Origin of the sequence: Pseudomonas eucalypticola, assembly GCF_013374995.1 — a bacterium.
In the GTDB taxonomy this organism is placed as follows: domain Bacteria; phylum Pseudomonadota; class Gammaproteobacteria; order Pseudomonadales; family Pseudomonadaceae; genus Aquipseudomonas; species Aquipseudomonas eucalypticola.
Window position 1 is genome coordinate 5,647,394 of record NZ_CP056030.1, and the last position, 14,027, is coordinate 5,661,420.

Sequence of the window (14,027 nt, forward strand, 5' to 3'; positions counted from 1 at the left end):
GAACAGGCCCCCATGACCCCATCCGCTCGCCACATCAAACTGCTGCGCCTGGCTACCCGTGCTTCGCTGACGGTGGCCGCCATTCTGATCATCGCCAAGGCCGTGGCCTGGTGGTTGAGCGGGTCGGTCAGCTTGCTGGCCGGCCTCACCGACTCGGTGCTGGACGGCGCGACTTCGTTTCTCAACCTGCTGGCGGTGCATTACGCCCTGCGCCCTGCCGATGACGATCACCGGTACGGGCACGGCAAGGCAGAAGCCATGGCCGGTATGGCCCAGGCGCTGTTCATCGGCTTCAGTGCAGTATTGATCGCCTACCAGGCGATCGACCGGCTGCACCACCCGCAACCATTGGGCCAGCCGGGCCTGGGCATCGCGGTGATGGTGCTGTCGCTGATACTGACGGCAGGGTTGCTGGCGATCCAGTACAAGGTGATCCGCGAAACAGGCTCGACGGCCATTCGCGCAGACTCCCTGCACTACCGCTCGGACATGATGCTCAACGGCAGCATTCTGGTGGCATTGCTGCTGGCCCAGTTCGGGCTCGGGCAGATGGATGCGTTCTTCGGCCTGGGGATCTCGCTGTACATCCTGTGGAGCGCGGTGCAGATCGCAAGGGAAAGCTCGGCGATCCTGATGGATCAGGAACTGCCGGCCGATGTCAGTGAACAGATGCTGGCCTTGGCCTGCGCCGTGCCCGGCGTGCTGGGCGCCCACGACTTGCGCACGCGCATGTCAGGCAACCACTGGTTCGTGCAACTGCACCTCGAACTGCCTGGGCAATTGACCCTCACCGTCGCCCACGACCTGTGCGAACAGGTGGAGGCGGCGATCATGCAGGCGTACCCGCAGGCCGAAGTGCTGGTGCACGCCGACCCGCAGGAAGTGGTCAAGGCCAGCCGTACCGACCCGCGTCAGTACACCCTGTAGCCACGGGTGCTCAGGCAGGAGCCAAAGGCGTTGCGGTAGGCATACACCACCGCTTCTTCCGGGGCATAGGTCGCAGTAGCCGGGTCGAAGCCGGTCTGCTGCACGGCCTGGCGATAGCACTCGTACTTGTCCTGGGCCATTTGCTCGGGGCTCTGGCCGTAGGCCGGGTACAGGTTCACGTCATAAGGGTTGGGCGCGGGCTCCGGCTGGGCAGTGGGCGGGTTGACCACCTGGTACTCCTGGCTCGAATCCAGCCACTGGTAGTAGCTGCCTGCAGCGAGGAAGAACAGCGCGCCGCCCACCCATACTTCCCGGGCATAGTCCGGCAGGTAACGGGTGCGGATACCGTAAGGTGGTGACACCACTATGTAGCGCGGGCCTTCCGGCCGGTACCAGTAGCCCCCCGAGAAAAAGTAGTCGCCACCCCGGTATGGCACGCGGTAGGACTGCCCGGGGAAACGGTCGACGAACTGCCCGGGCCGGTATTGCGGGCCAGGGCCCCAGCCATTGCCATGGCCATCCGGGCGGCCAGGCCAGCGGCGGTCATCACGACGGTCACGGTTGGGCATGTCGGCGTAGTTGCCGCGAATCGGCGGCTGGGTTTGGCGCACTTCATCGGGCTTGGGCCGAATGGAGGGCTGCTCGAAATTCTGCGCGGGGCGGTTGTCGAACTGGTTGCGGTTGTTCGGGTCCTGGGCGCGCGGAAAGTCCTGCTGGTGAAACTGATACTGACCACTCTGCTGCTGCGGGCGCGGCTGTTGCTGCACCGGCGGCTGCTGCGGTTGGCGCTGAGGCTCGGGCCGGCTGAAATTCTGCTGACGGGCAGGTTCGTCGCGGTTGAAATTCTGCTGGTGGAACTGGTATTGCCCGCTCTGCTGCACTGGCCGCTGCTGCTGGGGTTGCTGTTGCGGCTGTGGACGGTTCTGCTGCTGTTGCGGCTGCGGGTGGTTTTGCTGCCCTTGCGGTCCATGCTGATTGCCCCGCTGTTCTTCTTGCAAGTTTGGCCCTTCGGCCAAAGTTTGAGCGCTGACACTCACACAGAGCAAACCAACACCTGCCACCTGCCAGATGCGCGACTTCATGCTTTTCCTCACGGGGGTTGGGCGTACAGAGAAGACTGGAAAACAACCTTTGGGTTCTTCAAGTCTATCAGGGTGTATGAGGAGGGTATCGGCGGGGACATGATTTTGTTGCGCGGTTTTTTCCAGCGCCCACAAAGAAAGAAGGGAGGCCCGTCGGCCTCCCTTTAGTATCTTCCGTCCGGCTCGACGCTTGTGGCGTCGGCTCACCTCACGCCGCCTTCTGGACCGCGTGCAACCCGGGGGCCAACGCATCCCCTGTGGGGGTGGTGGCCGCGACCTGCCTGCTTGGGTCTGGTCGCAGTGGACTCATGTCCGGGTAGTGATTCTGGGTATAACTATAAGGCCGGGCATGCGGCACGGGATTGCGAAGATTGCTGATGAAAACATCACTTGCGCAATTTTTGCCTTCAGATGGATAATTTGCAGCAATATTAAAGATCAAGGGCAGATCCATGAGCAAGCTGGACCGTTATGACCTGAGCATCCTCGCCGAATTGCAGCGTGATGCCCGTATCTCCAACCAGGAACTGGCCGAGCGCATCGGCCTGTCGCCTTCGCCCTGCTCGCGCCGGGTCAAGCAACTGGAAGATGACGGCTACATCACCCGCCAGGTCGCCCTGCTGGACCGCAAGATGCTCAGCCTGAGCCTGACCGCCTACGTGAACATCGGCATGGACCGCCACACCCCCGAGCGCTTCGAGAACTTCGAGGCCGCCGTGCGCGCCCTGCCCCAAGTGCTGGAATGCAGCCTGGTGACGGGCATGGAAGCGGACTACCTGCTCAAGGTGGTGGTGCCGGACATGGACCACTACCAGAAACTGCTGCTGGGCCACCTGACCCGCATCGACGGCGTGACCAGCGTGCGCTCGAGTTTTGTGCTGAACCAGGTACTGTCCAGCACCGAGCTGCCGCTGACCCACCTGCGCACCTGAGGAGCCGCCATGGACCCGGCCGTATTCGAAGAATGGATGATGACCATCCTGGTAACCGTACTGGTAGGGTTCATGGGGTTCATCGTCTGGGACCTGGCGAAGAAATCCAGGGCCGGGCGCTTTGGCACCCTGATCCTGTTCGCGGTGCTGGGGTTGGGCGTGCTGGCCTTCATCATAAAGACGGTGGTGATTGCGGTGATCGAGTCGCGCTAGGCAGCAGGGTTGGCGGTTTGCCTGATGGTGCGCGGCGATCGTGACGCGGCCAGGTCCGCTGCTACAGTTTGGCGGGTACTTCGCGGTATCTGCCCTGTTCCAGGCCGTCCAGTGCCCAATTCCCAATGCGCACGCGCACCAGGCGCAAGGTCGGCAGGCCCACCGCCGCCGTCATGCGCCGTACCTGGCGGTTACGGCCTTCCTTGATGACCAGTTCCAGCCAATGGGTAGGCACGCTCTTGCGAAACCGCACGGGCGGGTCGCGCGGCCAGAGGTCCGGCTCTGCCAGCAGACGCGCCTGGGCCGGCAGGGTCATGCCGTCGTTGAGCTCCACACCCTGGCGCAACCGCTGCAAGTGATCCTCGGTCGGTTCGCCTTCCACCTGCACCCAATAGGTCTTGGCCAACTTGTGCTTGGGATCGGCGATGCGCGCCTGCAATTGGCCGTCGTTGGTCAGCAGCAATAACCCTTCACTGTCGCGGTCCAGGCGCCCAGCCGGGTAGATGCCTGGAATGTCGATGAAATCCTTGAGCGTCACGCGCCCTTCACCGTCGCTGAACTGGGTCAGCACGTCGAAGGGTTTGTTGAACAGGATCAACCGCGGTTCGGCCGGCGGCGCCTTGGCCACGCGCCGGGGTTGCCCGGGCTTGGCGGAGGGTTTGGTGCCCGGGCGGCGAGGGTTGGAACGCGGTGACGAGGACATGGCAAAGGCTATCAAGGCAGCTGGGCCGACTATGCTAGTGGGCCCGGCCGCTTTGGGCAAACCTCAACGGAACGGCGGCTCGTCGAAGCTGCGCAGTTTGCGCGAGTGCAGCGAGGTCAGCTCGGTGCGCAGCAGGTCCAGTGCGGCGATACCGATTTTCAAGTGCTGGCTGACCGCCCGGTTATAGAAGGCGTTGGCCGAACCCGGCAGCTTGATCTCGCTGTGCAGCGGCTTGTCGGATACACACAGCAATGTGCCGTACGGTACGCGCAGGCGGTAACCCTGGGCGGCAATGGTGCCGCTTTCCATGTCCACGGCCACGGCGCGGGACAGGTTGATCAGCGGCCGCTCCTGGGCCCAGCGCAGTTCCCAGTTGCGGTCGTCGTAGGTCAGCACGGTACCGGTGCGCAGGCGCTTTTTCAGTTCGTCGCCACGCTCGCCGGTGATTTGCGCCGCGGCTTCCTGCAAGGCCATCTGCACTTCGGCCAGGGCCGGGATCGGGATGTTCGGCGGCAGCACGCGGTCGAGGATGCCGTCCTGGCGCATGTAGGCGTGAGCCAGCACGTAGTCGCCAATGGTCTGCGACTGGCGCAGCCCGCCACAGTGGCCGATCATCAACCAGCAGTGCGGGCGCAGCACCGCCAGGTGGTCGGTGATGTTCTTGGCGTTGGAAGGGCCGACGCCGATATTGACCAGCGTCACGCCGTCACCGTCAGCGGCGATCAGGTGGTAGGCCGGCATCTGGTAGCGGTGCCACACCACGCTGTCGACCAAGGCCTGGGCCTGCTCGCTGGTCATGTCCTTGTCGATGACCACATTGCCAGGCATGACCATGCGCACGAAGCGCGGGTCGCTTTGCAGCTGTTCCAGGCCGTGGCTGACGAACTGGTCGACGTACCGGTGGTAGTTGGTGAGCAGAATCCACGGCTGCACATGGCGCCAGTCGCTGCCGGTGTAGTGGATCAGGCGGCGCAGGGAGAAGTCCACGCGGGCGGCGTCGAACAGCGCCAGCGGCATCGGGTCGGCCGTGGCCCAGTCGTACAGGCCGTCGGCGACCCCGTCGGTGGCGGCCGACAGGTCGGTGCTGGGGAATACCCGCGCCAGCGCCGCGGCGGTAACGCCGGTGCCGGCCAGTTCGTCGCCCTGTTCCACGACGTAAGGGTACGGAATGTTCTGTTCGCTGACGCCCACTTCCACAGTGACGGAAAAGTCGCGCATCAAGGGCCGCAGCTGGTCCAGCAGGTAGGTACGGAACGCCGCCGGTTGGGTGACGGTGACCGAATAGGTACCCGGCGACTGCACCTTGGCGTAGGCACGGGTGATGGGCGGGACTTCGCCGCCGTAGGTGTAGGTGACGCGCAATTCGGGGTAACGGAACAGGGACCGCTGGGCAGCATCGGGCTCGCTGCGGTCCTTGAGGTACTGCTTGAGGGCCTGGCTCAGGGCCAGGGTGGCCCGTTCATGCAGCTCAGCCAGACGATCGACGGCTTGTTCGGCGGTTTCGACAACAACAAAGGCTTGAGTCACGGTGCGCTTCCTGTCTGATCTTGCAGGCCTCCATCTTGCCTGTAACAACACGCAAAGGCACGCCTTGCGATCACAGCCGGCGCCCGGTACCGCTGGGATGGCGGCGGTTACAGGGTGGTGGGGGTTGAACGCTGCACCAGCGCCTGCACATCCACCCCACGCGGCAGCGCGCCGTAGACACGCCCGCCAGCGCCCAGCCGGCTGGCGATGAACGCGTCGCTGACCACGGCATTGCCTGCCTCCAGCAACAACTTGGCCTGCACGGCCAAAGCAATGTCCTCGGTCAGTTGCCGAGCGCGGTACTGGATGTCAGCGGTGTCAGTGAAGGCATCCTTCAGATGGTCGATGTGCGCCACCAGGCGACGGTCGCCGTGGCCGTCGCCCAGCTCGGCGAACAGTGCATCGAGCACGCCAGGCTCCTTGGACAAGGCACGCAGCACGTCCAGGCACTGCACGTTGCCCGAGCCCTCCCACGTGGAGTTCACCGGTGCCTCGCGGTACAGCCGCGGCAGGATGCTGTCCTCCACATAACCGGCACCACCCATGCATTCGGCCGCTTCGTTGATCATCGCCGGGGCCCGCTTGCAGATCCAGTATTTGCCCACGGCGGTCATCAGCCGGGCGAAGCGGGCCTGCTGGCCGTCGCCCAGGTGGTCCAGCGCCTGGCCCATGCGCAGGCTCAGGGCCAGGGCGGCTTCGCTTTCCAGGGCCAGGTCGGCCAGCACATTCTGCATCAACGGCTGGTCGGCCAGCAGGCGCCCGCCTACCTGGCGATGGGCGCAATGGTGCGCAGCCTGGGTCAGGGCCTGGCGCATCAGCGCGCTGGAGCCGACCATGCAATCGAAACGCGTCATGGCCACCATTTCGATGATGGTGGGCACGCCTCGGCCCTCTTCACCGATCATCCAGGCCAGGGCGCCGCGAAACTCGACTTCGCTCGAGGCGTTGGAGCAATTGCCCAGCTTGTCCTTCAACCGCTGAATGTAGAACTCGTTGCGCGTGTCGTCAGGACGGTGGCGCGGCAGCAGGAAACAGCTCAAGCCCTTGTCGGTTTGCGCCAGGGTCAGGAAGGCATCGCACATGGGCGCCGAGCAGAACCATTTGTGCCCCACCAGTTCGTAAGCCTGGCCCGGCCCCGGCGAGCCGACCGCAAACGCGCGGGTGGTGTTGGCGCGCACATCGGTGCCACCCTGCTTCTCGGTCATGGCCATGCCCAGGGTGACTCCCGCCTTGTGCGCCATGCCGACGTTGCGTGGGTCGTATTCGGTGGCGAGTACCTTGGGCAACCATTGCTCGGCCAGGTCCGGTTGCAGCCGCAACGCCGGCACACTGGCGAAGGTCATGGTCAACGGGCAGCCGCTGCCGGCCTCGGCCTGGCTATGCAGGTAGGTCATGCCGGCACGGGCCACATGGGCGCCGGGCTGGGGATGAGCCCAGGGCAGGGACGGCAGGCCATGCTCGATGGCGGTGCGCATCAGCTCGTGATAAGCGGGATGGAATTCCACCAGGTCGATGCGGTGGCCATAGCGGTCGTGGCTGTGGAACACCGGTTTGTTCTGGTTGGCCAGGAACCCCGCAGCCATCAACGGCCCGCCCGCCAGCGCGCCGTAGGCATCGATGCGCGACTCGGCCCAGCCACCGCCGCAGCGGCGCACCCACTCTTGCAGTGGCAGGTCGATACGCCACAGGTTGGCGCCGTCCAACGCAGGGGGCTGGTTGGTGACTTCGTGGGTCTCGGCGAACTGATGCAGGTTCATCGCGGGCTCCTGGGGGCGGGTTCCTGCCCCAGTGAAGCACGCTCATGGCCTGCGTCAAAGTGTCATTTCGGCCTAACTGCCGGCGCTTTCGCCCTGCGCCCGGACTAATAGCCAGCGATGCAGCGCTGCCTGCAACTCTTCGAAACGCACGGGGCGGTTCAGGCAGTCACTCATGCCCGCGTCGAGGCAGCGCTCCCGCTCATGGCGCTGGGCGATCACCGCCAGCACCGGCAAGCGCGCGCAGCCGGGCAACTCGCGCAGGCGCCGTGTAGTGGCGAAGGCGTCGGTCAGGGGCGTCTGGCAGTCCAGCAGCACGGCATCGAAACGCTCGCGGTGCAACAACTCAAGGGCGGTGATACCGTCGTCGGCGGTGCGCACCCGGTAACCGAGCTTCAGCAGCATGCCGCGAATCACCAATTGGTTGATGCTGTTGTCATCCACCAGCAATACCGTGCAGTCCTGTGGCTGGCGTTGCGGGCGCTGGGGCTCCGGGCGAAGGCCAGGCGGCGCGTTGCCGGCCAGGTGCACCAGGCCCAGCGGGACGCGCAACTCGAACCAGCTGCCGCGGCCCGGTTCGGAATGATGGTTGAGTTCGCCGCCCATCAGGTCGGCCAACTGCCTGCAAATCGCCAGGCCAATGCCCAGGCCGCCGTATTCGCGGGTCATGGACCCATCCACTTGGGAAAACCGCTGGTAGAGCGCTGCGTCGGCCAACTGGCTGAAGCCGATGCCGGTATCGCTGACCTTGAAGCTCAGCTCCAGGCTGTCGCCGGTGCGCGCCCCTGCCCGCACGCGCAAACCCACCGCGCCCTGGCGGGTAAACTTGATGGCATTGTCGAGCAAGCAACCCAGGCACAGCGCCAGCTTTTTCGAGTCACCCTGCAGGCGCTCCGGGAGGTCGCTGTCGGTTTCTACCGAGAACGCCAGGTGCTTGGCCTGGGCCGGCCGGGTGAACTGCATTTGCAGGTTGTCCAGCAATGCCTGTACGCCGAACGGCTCGTGCCGTGGGTAGAGCTTGCCGGCCTGCAATTCGGTGAGGATCAGGATGTCGTCGACCATGCGCATCATGTCCCGGGCAGAACCGGCGGCGGTCTGCTGGTACTGGGCAAGTTCGGCGTCCATGGGCACGGTCTGCATCAGTTCCAGCGAGCCGATGACACCGTTCATGGGCGTGCGCAGCTCGTGGGTGACGGTCGCCAGAAACTCATCCTTCAGGCGGTTGCTGTTGGCCAGTTGCTGGTTGAGCAGCTCCAGTTTCTGCCCGGCCTCCAACAGCACGCGGGCCTGCTGCTCGCGCATGGAATTGATGCGGTCGGCCAGCGCCAGCGACAACAACCCCACCTCCAGCGCCGAACCGATCTGGCTGGCGTACATGGTGATGAACACGTTGGGCAGGTAGCCCAGCACCATCAGGGTATTGATGATGCCGCCGGCCAGAAATGCCGTCCAGGCGATGATGAAGTAGCGCGCCAGACGTAACCCGCGCCACCAGGCGACCAGGCCCGCGCTGAAGATCACCACGGTGAATACCAGCGCCAGGGCCGTTGCCAGGCGCAGGGCCAGGGCGTAGGTGGACGCCAGGGACATGAGCATGGTGACCACGCCCCAGCCCATCAGTACCATCAAGGTGCGGTCCAGCCAGCGACTGTGCTCGGCCGTTTGCAGGAAGCTGCGGGCGAACTGGCTGCCGAACAACGCGGCGGAGCCGATCAGCAAGGGCGTGGACGCATTGGCCCACCAGGGGTTCTCCGGCCAGAAGTACTGCACCCCGGCACCATTGACCGACACCTGATACAGGCCGAACGAGGCGATGTAGAGGATGTAATACAGGTAGCTTCTGTCGCGCACGCTCAGGTAGATGAACAGGTTGTAGACCAGCATCCCCAGCAACACCCCGTAGATCAGCCCCAGCACATACAGGCGCGTGGGCTGCTCTTCCAGGTAGGCGGTGTACGACCACAGGTTCAGCGGCACCTGCACCGAGCCTTCGCTGTGGATACGCAGGTAAACCGTCTTCTGCTCGTTGGCGGGGAACGGGATGGCGAAGACGTAGTTGTTCTGCTTGATCTGGCGCACCGAATACGGCAACTCGTCGCCGGTGTGCTCGTTGAGGCGGTACGCGCCATGGGCGTCGGGCAGGAACAGCTCGATGCTGTCCATGGGCGGGTATGCCAGTTCCAGCAGCCAGTTGCCGACCGCGTCGGGCTCTCTGGGCACAAAGCGCAAGTCTACCCGCAGCCAGAACACCGAGCGCGAATAGCCGGCGTTGAGCACTGCCTCGCGCTGGCGGTGGAATTTATCGGCAAAGGCCGCGGAGGTGACCTGCTCGATGCTGGCCGTGCCATCGACGTCTTCGTAGACCTGCATCACGCGCCCCAGGGGAAGGGTGCGCGTGGACTCGTCGAAATCGAGCGCGCAGGCCAGCATCGGTAGCCAGCCCACCAGTAGTATCAGCAAATAGCGCATACAGCCCCAGCGTAGCCTGCACGAGCGCGTCAGGAAGCCCCCATTCCCTTTGAGACGACGTCGTCCGGCAGTGCCTGTTATCGGTTTCGGAGCACTCTAGCATAGCTTCTGGCCACTAGTGCATCACGGGTAAAAATTTGTATCAGAGGCTCTATAACAGTACTTTCAGCGACCACCGGTCGATTATTGCTGGCCATTTCGACAAAAAATCCGTTTGCGCCGCTCCGCCCCGCAAAAGCGTTTGGTGGTAAGCTCGCGCACCATGAATATCTATAGCTCCCGCCCCGTTGTCCTCTGTCTCTCCGGCCACGACCCCAGTGGCGGCGCCGGCTTGCAGGCAGATATCGAAGCCCTCATCGCCCAAGGTTGTCACGCGGCCCCCGCCGTGACCGCCCTGACCGTGCAGGACACCGTCAATGTCACCGACTTTCGCGTGCTGGACCGCGAGTGGGTACTGGCCCAGGCCAATGCCGTGCTCAACGATTCCGACGTGGCAGCGGTCAAGCTGGGCATGATCGGCTCGTTGGAAATGGTCGACACCGTGGTCGAACTGCTCAGCGCGCATCCGCACTTGCCCATGGTCTGCGACCCGGTACTGCGTGCGGGCGGCGGTGGCCGGCTGGGCAAGGACGAAGTCGGCTACGCCATGCGCGAGCGCCTGCTGCCCCTGGCCATCATCGCCACCCCGAACCTGCCTGAAGCCCGCATCCTGGCTGAACTGCCGGAAGGCAGCGCCGATGAGTGCGCGGAGAAACTGCTGCCCTACGTGCGGCATCTGCTGATCACCGGCGGCCACGGCGACGAGGTGGAAATCCATAACCGCCTGTACAGCCGCGACGGTCGACGCCAGACCTTCACCTGCCAGCGCCTGCCAGGCAGCTATCATGGTTCAGGCTGCACCCTGGCCAGCGCCCTGGCCGGTCGCCTGGCGCTGGGCGAGCAACTGGACAGCGCCGTGCAGTCGGCGCTCAATTACACATGGCGCACCCTGCGTGACGCCGAGCAACTGGGCAAGGGCCAATACGTGCCACGCCGGTTGCCGCTGGATTTCTGCTCCTGACGCCAGGCCATATTTTTTGAGGTGCGCTTGATGAAACTACGTGGCCTTTATGCCATTACCGACAGCAAACTGTTGGCCGGCAGGTTCCTTGATTACGTCAAGGCTGCCCTGGACGGTGGCGTCGTGTTGCTGCAATACCGCGACAAGACCAGTGACGAGGCCCGACGCCTGCGCGAGGCCGAAGCCCTGCGCAAACTATGCGAGTCCTACAAGACCCAGTTGATCATCAACGATGACCTGGAACTGGCTGCCAAGCTGGGCGTGGGCGTGCACCTGGGCCAGACCGACGGCCCGTTGACCCCGGCCCGTGCCCTGCTGGGCCGCAACGCCATCATTGGCTCCACCTGCCACGGGAAACTGCCCCTGGCCGAGCAGGCCGCCAAGGAAGGGGCCAGCTACGTGGCCTTCGGCGCCTTCTTCGACTCCAGCACCAAGCCCGATGCCGGCCTGGTGAGCCTGGACACCCTCAGCCAGGCCCGCGCCCAGCTCAAGCTGCCGATCTGCGCCATTGGCGGTATCACCCTGGACAACGCCCCGCTGCTGCTGGAACAGGGCGCCGACCTGCTGGCCGTGGTCAATGCCCTGTTCGGCGCCGAGACCGCCCAGGACGTGACACGCCGCGCGCGCGCCTTCAACGCCCTGTTCGAATCTGCCTGATCAACGAGATTACCTTTATGTCCCGCTCCGAAACGCTGTTCGCCAACGCCCAGAAACACATCCCCGGGGGCGTGAACTCGCCCGTGCGCGCTTTCAAGAGCGTTGGCGGCACGCCGCTGTTCTTCAAGCATGCCGCGGGTGCCTACGTCACCGACGAGGATGACAAGCGCTATGTGGACTACGTCGGTTCCTGGGGCCCGATGATCCTCGGCCACAGCCACCCCGACGTGCTGGAGGCGGTACGCAAGCAGCTGGAGCACGGCTTGTCATACGGCGCCCCGACCGAGATGGAAACCCAGATGGCCGACCTGGTCTGCTCGCTGGTACCGTCCATGGAAATGGTGCGCATGGTCAGCTCGGGCACCGAGGCCACCATGAGTGCCATCCGCCTGGCCCGTGGTTTCACCGGCCGCGACAGCATCATCAAATTCGAGGGCTGCTACCACGGCCACTCCGACAGCCTGCTGGTCAAGGCCGGGTCCGGTGCCCTGACCCTGGGCGTGCCCAGCTCGCCCGGCGTGCCGGCGGCGTTCGCCAAACACACCCTGACCCTGCCCTTCAACAATCTGGCGGCGGTCGCCGAGATGCTCGCCGACGTGGGCGAGGAAGTGGCGTGCATCATCGTCGAGCCGGTGGCCGGCAACATGAACTGCGTGCCACCAGCGCCGGGTTACCTGCAAGGCCTGCGCGAACTGTGCGACCAGCATGGCGTGGTGCTGATCTTCGACGAAGTGATGACCGGTTTCCGCGTGGCCCTGGGGGGCGCCCAGGCGCACTACGGCGTGACCCCGGACCTGAGCACCTTCGGCAAGATCATTGGCGGCGGCATGCCGGTGGGCTGTTTCGGTGGCAAGCGCGAGATCATGTCGCACATCGCCCCGCTGGGCCCGGTATACCAGGCCGGCACCCTGTCGGGTAACCCACTGGCCATGGCCGCCGGCCTGACCACCCTGAACCTGATCAGCCGCCCGGGCTTCCATGACGAGCTGAGCGACTACACCGCCCGCTTGCTCGATGGCCTGCAACAGCGCGCCGATGCGGCTGGCATTCCGTTCGTGACCACCCAGGCAGGTGGCATGTTCGGCCTGTACTTCAGCGGTGCCGACGACATCGTCACCTTCGAGGACGTGATGGCCAGCGACGCCGAGCGCTTCAAGCGCTTCTTCCACCTGATGCTGGAAGGCGGCGTGTACCTGGCGCCGAGCGCCTTCGAAGCGGGCTTCACCTCCATCGCCCATGGCGACGCCGAGCTAAAAATCACCCTGGACGCCGCCGAACGCGCTTTTGCCGCCCTGAAATAATCCCTGCGCCGGCTGGACGAAGCCTTGCGATGGCTGCTACACACTCTGTAGCAGCCATTGCAAGGCCGCGTCATAGCCCCGCAGAGCAGAAAAACGAGTAAAGACTTTGTAAGGACGGCCCGGCTTATTTCATAATGCCCTACCAGTCCATTGTCCTGGCCGGGTCCGCCCGTTTCCTGTTGAGGTAAGTCGATCCCCATGAACCGCACCGGCCGCGCCCTTGCCCTGGGCTGCCTGTTGCTCCTTCAGCCGCTGCTGGCGACCGCAGGCGGCAACTCGTTGTTGATTCCGGCGGTGGGTCGCTGCACCCTCAACACCCAGCCCCAGGACCTGCCACAGGCCCTGGCTGCCTGCCAGCAGGCGGCCAAGTCGGGCGACGCCCAGGCACAATACGAGTTGGGTCAGTTCTACTACGATGGCACGGCCACGCCCCGCGACCTGGGCCAGGCCCTCAATTACTTCGAGCAGGCCTCGTTGCAAGGCCATGCCGATGCGCAATACCACCTGGGCATGATGTTCTTCCACGGCGAAGGCGTCGCCGCCAACAATATCCAGGCTTATATCGTGCTGAAGATGGCGGCCGTCAACGGCGCCGAGGATGCCCTGGACGTCGCCGACGAAGTGGCCGCGCAGATGCCGCGCGACCAGTTGGAGACAGCGACCCAGGTACTGGGGCAGATCTTCCGCAAATACCTGCTGGAACTGCAGACCGCCGACGGGCGTTCGCCTTTCTCGCCGCTGCCTTGAGCCGCGTCCTCACACCATCGGATAACGCTTGAACAGCTCCGTCTCTTCCAACCGCGCCGCGTGGGCCTGCAGGGCGGGGAAATCGGCCGCCTTGACTACGTCAGCGACCATCAACTGAATGAACGACCAGGCGACTGCGCTGCCGATGGCCGCCTGATCCAGGCTGTGCCCCGCGGCGTTGGCGTAGTGCTTATCCAGCGCATCGCACGCGGCCAGCAGCTGGCGCGTCACCCGGTCCACCCAAGGCAGATGGCGCTTCTCCTCGGGGCGCAGGTTGCGCTCGTAAACGATCTGCACCGCCTTCTCGCACGCCGCCAGCGCCAGCCCGACGACCTCCAGTGCCTTGCCGAGTGCCGCTGGGTGGTGTGGCAACTGCTTGCGGCCTTCGGCGGCCTGGGCTTCGAAATAGCCGATGATCACGGTGGAGTCCATCAGCACGGTGCCGTCGTCCAGCACCAGGCTAGGCGCCTTGACCACCGGGTTGATCGCGGCGAAGGCTTCGAAAGTGCTGAACACCGATAACGCCTGGTGTTCGAACGCCACGCCGTACAGGTCGAGGGAAATCGCCGTGCGGCGAACGTAGGGTGAATCCAGCATGCCTATCAGTTTCATCCATTACTCTCCTTAGTGAGGGGAACCTGGGGCGCGCGCCGGG

At 64.6% G+C, this 14,027-nt stretch carries 13 protein-coding genes; 7 read left to right on the top strand and 6 right to left on the bottom strand.

Annotated elements, in window-relative coordinates:
• Nucleotides 1–12 precede the first annotated feature (12 nt).
• Entirely contained in the window at nucleotides 13–927 is a 915-nt protein-coding gene (locus tag HWQ56_RS25245) for a cation diffusion facilitator family transporter (RefSeq protein WP_158153492.1), read from the top strand.
• On the opposite strand, the gene HWQ56_RS25250 is transcribed toward HWQ56_RS25245, so the two are convergent.
• Nucleotides 912–2,009 carry a DUF6515 family protein gene (locus HWQ56_RS25250; protein WP_176572027.1) on the bottom strand — a complete coding sequence of 366 codons (1,098 nt, stop codon included), beginning with the start codon at nucleotides 2,007–2,009 and terminating at the stop codon, nucleotides 912–914. The genes HWQ56_RS25245 and HWQ56_RS25250 overlap by 16 nt on opposite strands.
• Before the next feature lie 452 nt (nucleotides 2,010–2,461).
• Between HWQ56_RS25250 and HWQ56_RS25255 the strand changes: the two genes are divergently transcribed.
• The gene (locus tag HWQ56_RS25255; RefSeq protein WP_176572028.1) at nucleotides 2,462–2,941 is read left to right on the top strand and encodes an Lrp/AsnC family transcriptional regulator; all 480 of its coding nucleotides are present in this window, start codon (nucleotides 2,462–2,464) and stop codon (nucleotides 2,939–2,941) included.
• A 9-nt stretch (nucleotides 2,942–2,950) separates the two neighbouring features.
• A complete protein-coding gene (locus HWQ56_RS25260) occupies nucleotides 2,951–3,154 on the top strand; it encodes a DUF2788 domain-containing protein (RefSeq protein ID WP_158153489.1) in 204 nt (67 codons plus the stop codon).
• A gap of 61 nt (nucleotides 3,155–3,215) precedes the next feature.
• Here the strand turns inward: HWQ56_RS25260 and HWQ56_RS25265 are convergent, their stop codons facing one another.
• The 4 genes from HWQ56_RS25265 to HWQ56_RS25280 form a co-directional block, all read right to left on the bottom strand.
• On the bottom strand, nucleotides 3,216–3,782 hold the full coding sequence (locus HWQ56_RS25265) for a pseudouridine synthase (RefSeq protein ID WP_176572484.1): 567 nt from the start codon (nucleotides 3,780–3,782) through the stop codon (nucleotides 3,216–3,218).
• A gap of 138 nt (nucleotides 3,783–3,920) precedes the next feature.
• A complete protein-coding gene (amn, locus tag HWQ56_RS25270; protein ID WP_158153487.1) occupies nucleotides 3,921–5,384 on the bottom strand; it encodes an AMP nucleosidase in 1,464 nt (487 codons plus the stop codon).
• 107 nt (nucleotides 5,385–5,491) lie between these two features.
• Nucleotides 5,492–7,141, bottom strand: coding sequence for an acyl-CoA dehydrogenase family protein (locus HWQ56_RS25275; protein ID WP_158153486.1), 1,650 nt, complete (start codon nucleotides 7,139–7,141; stop codon nucleotides 5,492–5,494).
• Nucleotides 7,142–7,213: 72 nt separating this feature from the next.
• A complete protein-coding gene (locus HWQ56_RS25280) occupies nucleotides 7,214–9,607 on the bottom strand; it encodes a hybrid sensor histidine kinase/response regulator (RefSeq protein ID WP_176572029.1) in 2,394 nt (797 codons plus the stop codon).
• A gap of 262 nt (nucleotides 9,608–9,869) precedes the next feature.
• Here HWQ56_RS25280 and HWQ56_RS25285 point away from each other — a divergent pair, with 262 nt between their 5' ends.
• The 4 genes from HWQ56_RS25285 (at nucleotide 9,870) to HWQ56_RS25300 (ending at nucleotide 13,372) form a co-directional block, all read left to right on the top strand.
• The gene (locus tag HWQ56_RS25285) at nucleotides 9,870–10,667 is read left to right on the top strand and encodes a hydroxymethylpyrimidine/phosphomethylpyrimidine kinase (protein WP_176572030.1); all 798 of its coding nucleotides are present in this window, start codon (nucleotides 9,870–9,872) and stop codon (nucleotides 10,665–10,667) included.
• A 30-nt stretch (nucleotides 10,668–10,697) separates the two neighbouring features.
• A complete protein-coding gene (thiE, locus tag HWQ56_RS25290) occupies nucleotides 10,698–11,324 on the top strand; it encodes a thiamine phosphate synthase (protein WP_158153483.1) in 627 nt (208 codons plus the stop codon).
• A gap of 17 nt (nucleotides 11,325–11,341) precedes the next feature.
• Nucleotides 11,342–12,625 (top strand): glutamate-1-semialdehyde 2,1-aminomutase, encoded by a 1,284-nt coding sequence (hemL, locus tag HWQ56_RS25295; RefSeq protein ID WP_158153482.1) that lies wholly within the window; start codon nucleotides 11,342–11,344, stop codon nucleotides 12,623–12,625.
• Nucleotides 12,626–12,823: 198 nt separating this feature from the next.
• Nucleotides 12,824–13,372 carry a tetratricopeptide repeat protein gene (locus HWQ56_RS25300; RefSeq protein ID WP_158153481.1) on the top strand — a complete coding sequence of 183 codons (549 nt, stop codon included), beginning with the start codon at nucleotides 12,824–12,826 and terminating at the stop codon, nucleotides 13,370–13,372.
• 9 nt (nucleotides 13,373–13,381) lie between these two features.
• Here HWQ56_RS25300 and HWQ56_RS25305 read toward each other — a convergent pair whose 3' ends face one another.
• Nucleotides 13,382–13,984, bottom strand: a complete 603-nt coding sequence (locus HWQ56_RS25305; RefSeq protein ID WP_176572031.1) for a glutathione S-transferase — start codon at nucleotides 13,982–13,984, stop codon at nucleotides 13,382–13,384.
• Nucleotides 13,985–14,027: the final 43 nt, after the last annotated feature.

Bases quoted from the DNA above. Each gene is read 5' to 3' on its own strand.
- HWQ56_RS25250 (WP_176572027.1), bottom strand. From the start codon at position 2,009: ATGAAGTCGCGCATCTGGCAGGTGGCAGGTGTTGGTTTGCTCTGTGTG.
- HWQ56_RS25245 (WP_158153492.1), top strand. From the start codon at position 13: ATGACCCCATCCGCTCGCCACATCAAACTGCTGCGCCTGGCTACCCGT.
- thiE (WP_158153483.1), top strand. From the start codon at position 10,698: ATGAAACTACGTGGCCTTTATGCCATTACCGACAGCAAACTGTTGGCC.
- HWQ56_RS25275 (WP_158153486.1), bottom strand. From the start codon at position 7,141: ATGAACCTGCATCAGTTCGCCGAGACCCACGAAGTCACCAACCAGCCC.
- HWQ56_RS25260 (WP_158153489.1), top strand. From the start codon at position 2,951: ATGGACCCGGCCGTATTCGAAGAATGGATGATGACCATCCTGGTAACC.
- HWQ56_RS25280 (WP_176572029.1), bottom strand. From the start codon at position 9,607: ATGCGCTATTTGCTGATACTACTGGTGGGCTGGCTACCGATGCTGGCC.
- HWQ56_RS25255 (WP_176572028.1), top strand. From the start codon at position 2,462: ATGAGCAAGCTGGACCGTTATGACCTGAGCATCCTCGCCGAATTGCAG.
- HWQ56_RS25285 (WP_176572030.1), top strand. From the start codon at position 9,870: ATGAATATCTATAGCTCCCGCCCCGTTGTCCTCTGTCTCTCCGGCCAC.
- hemL (WP_158153482.1), top strand. From the start codon at position 11,342: ATGTCCCGCTCCGAAACGCTGTTCGCCAACGCCCAGAAACACATCCCC.
- HWQ56_RS25305 (WP_176572031.1), bottom strand. From the start codon at position 13,984: ATGAAACTGATAGGCATGCTGGATTCACCCTACGTTCGCCGCACGGCG.
- HWQ56_RS25300 (WP_158153481.1), top strand. From the start codon at position 12,824: ATGAACCGCACCGGCCGCGCCCTTGCCCTGGGCTGCCTGTTGCTCCTT.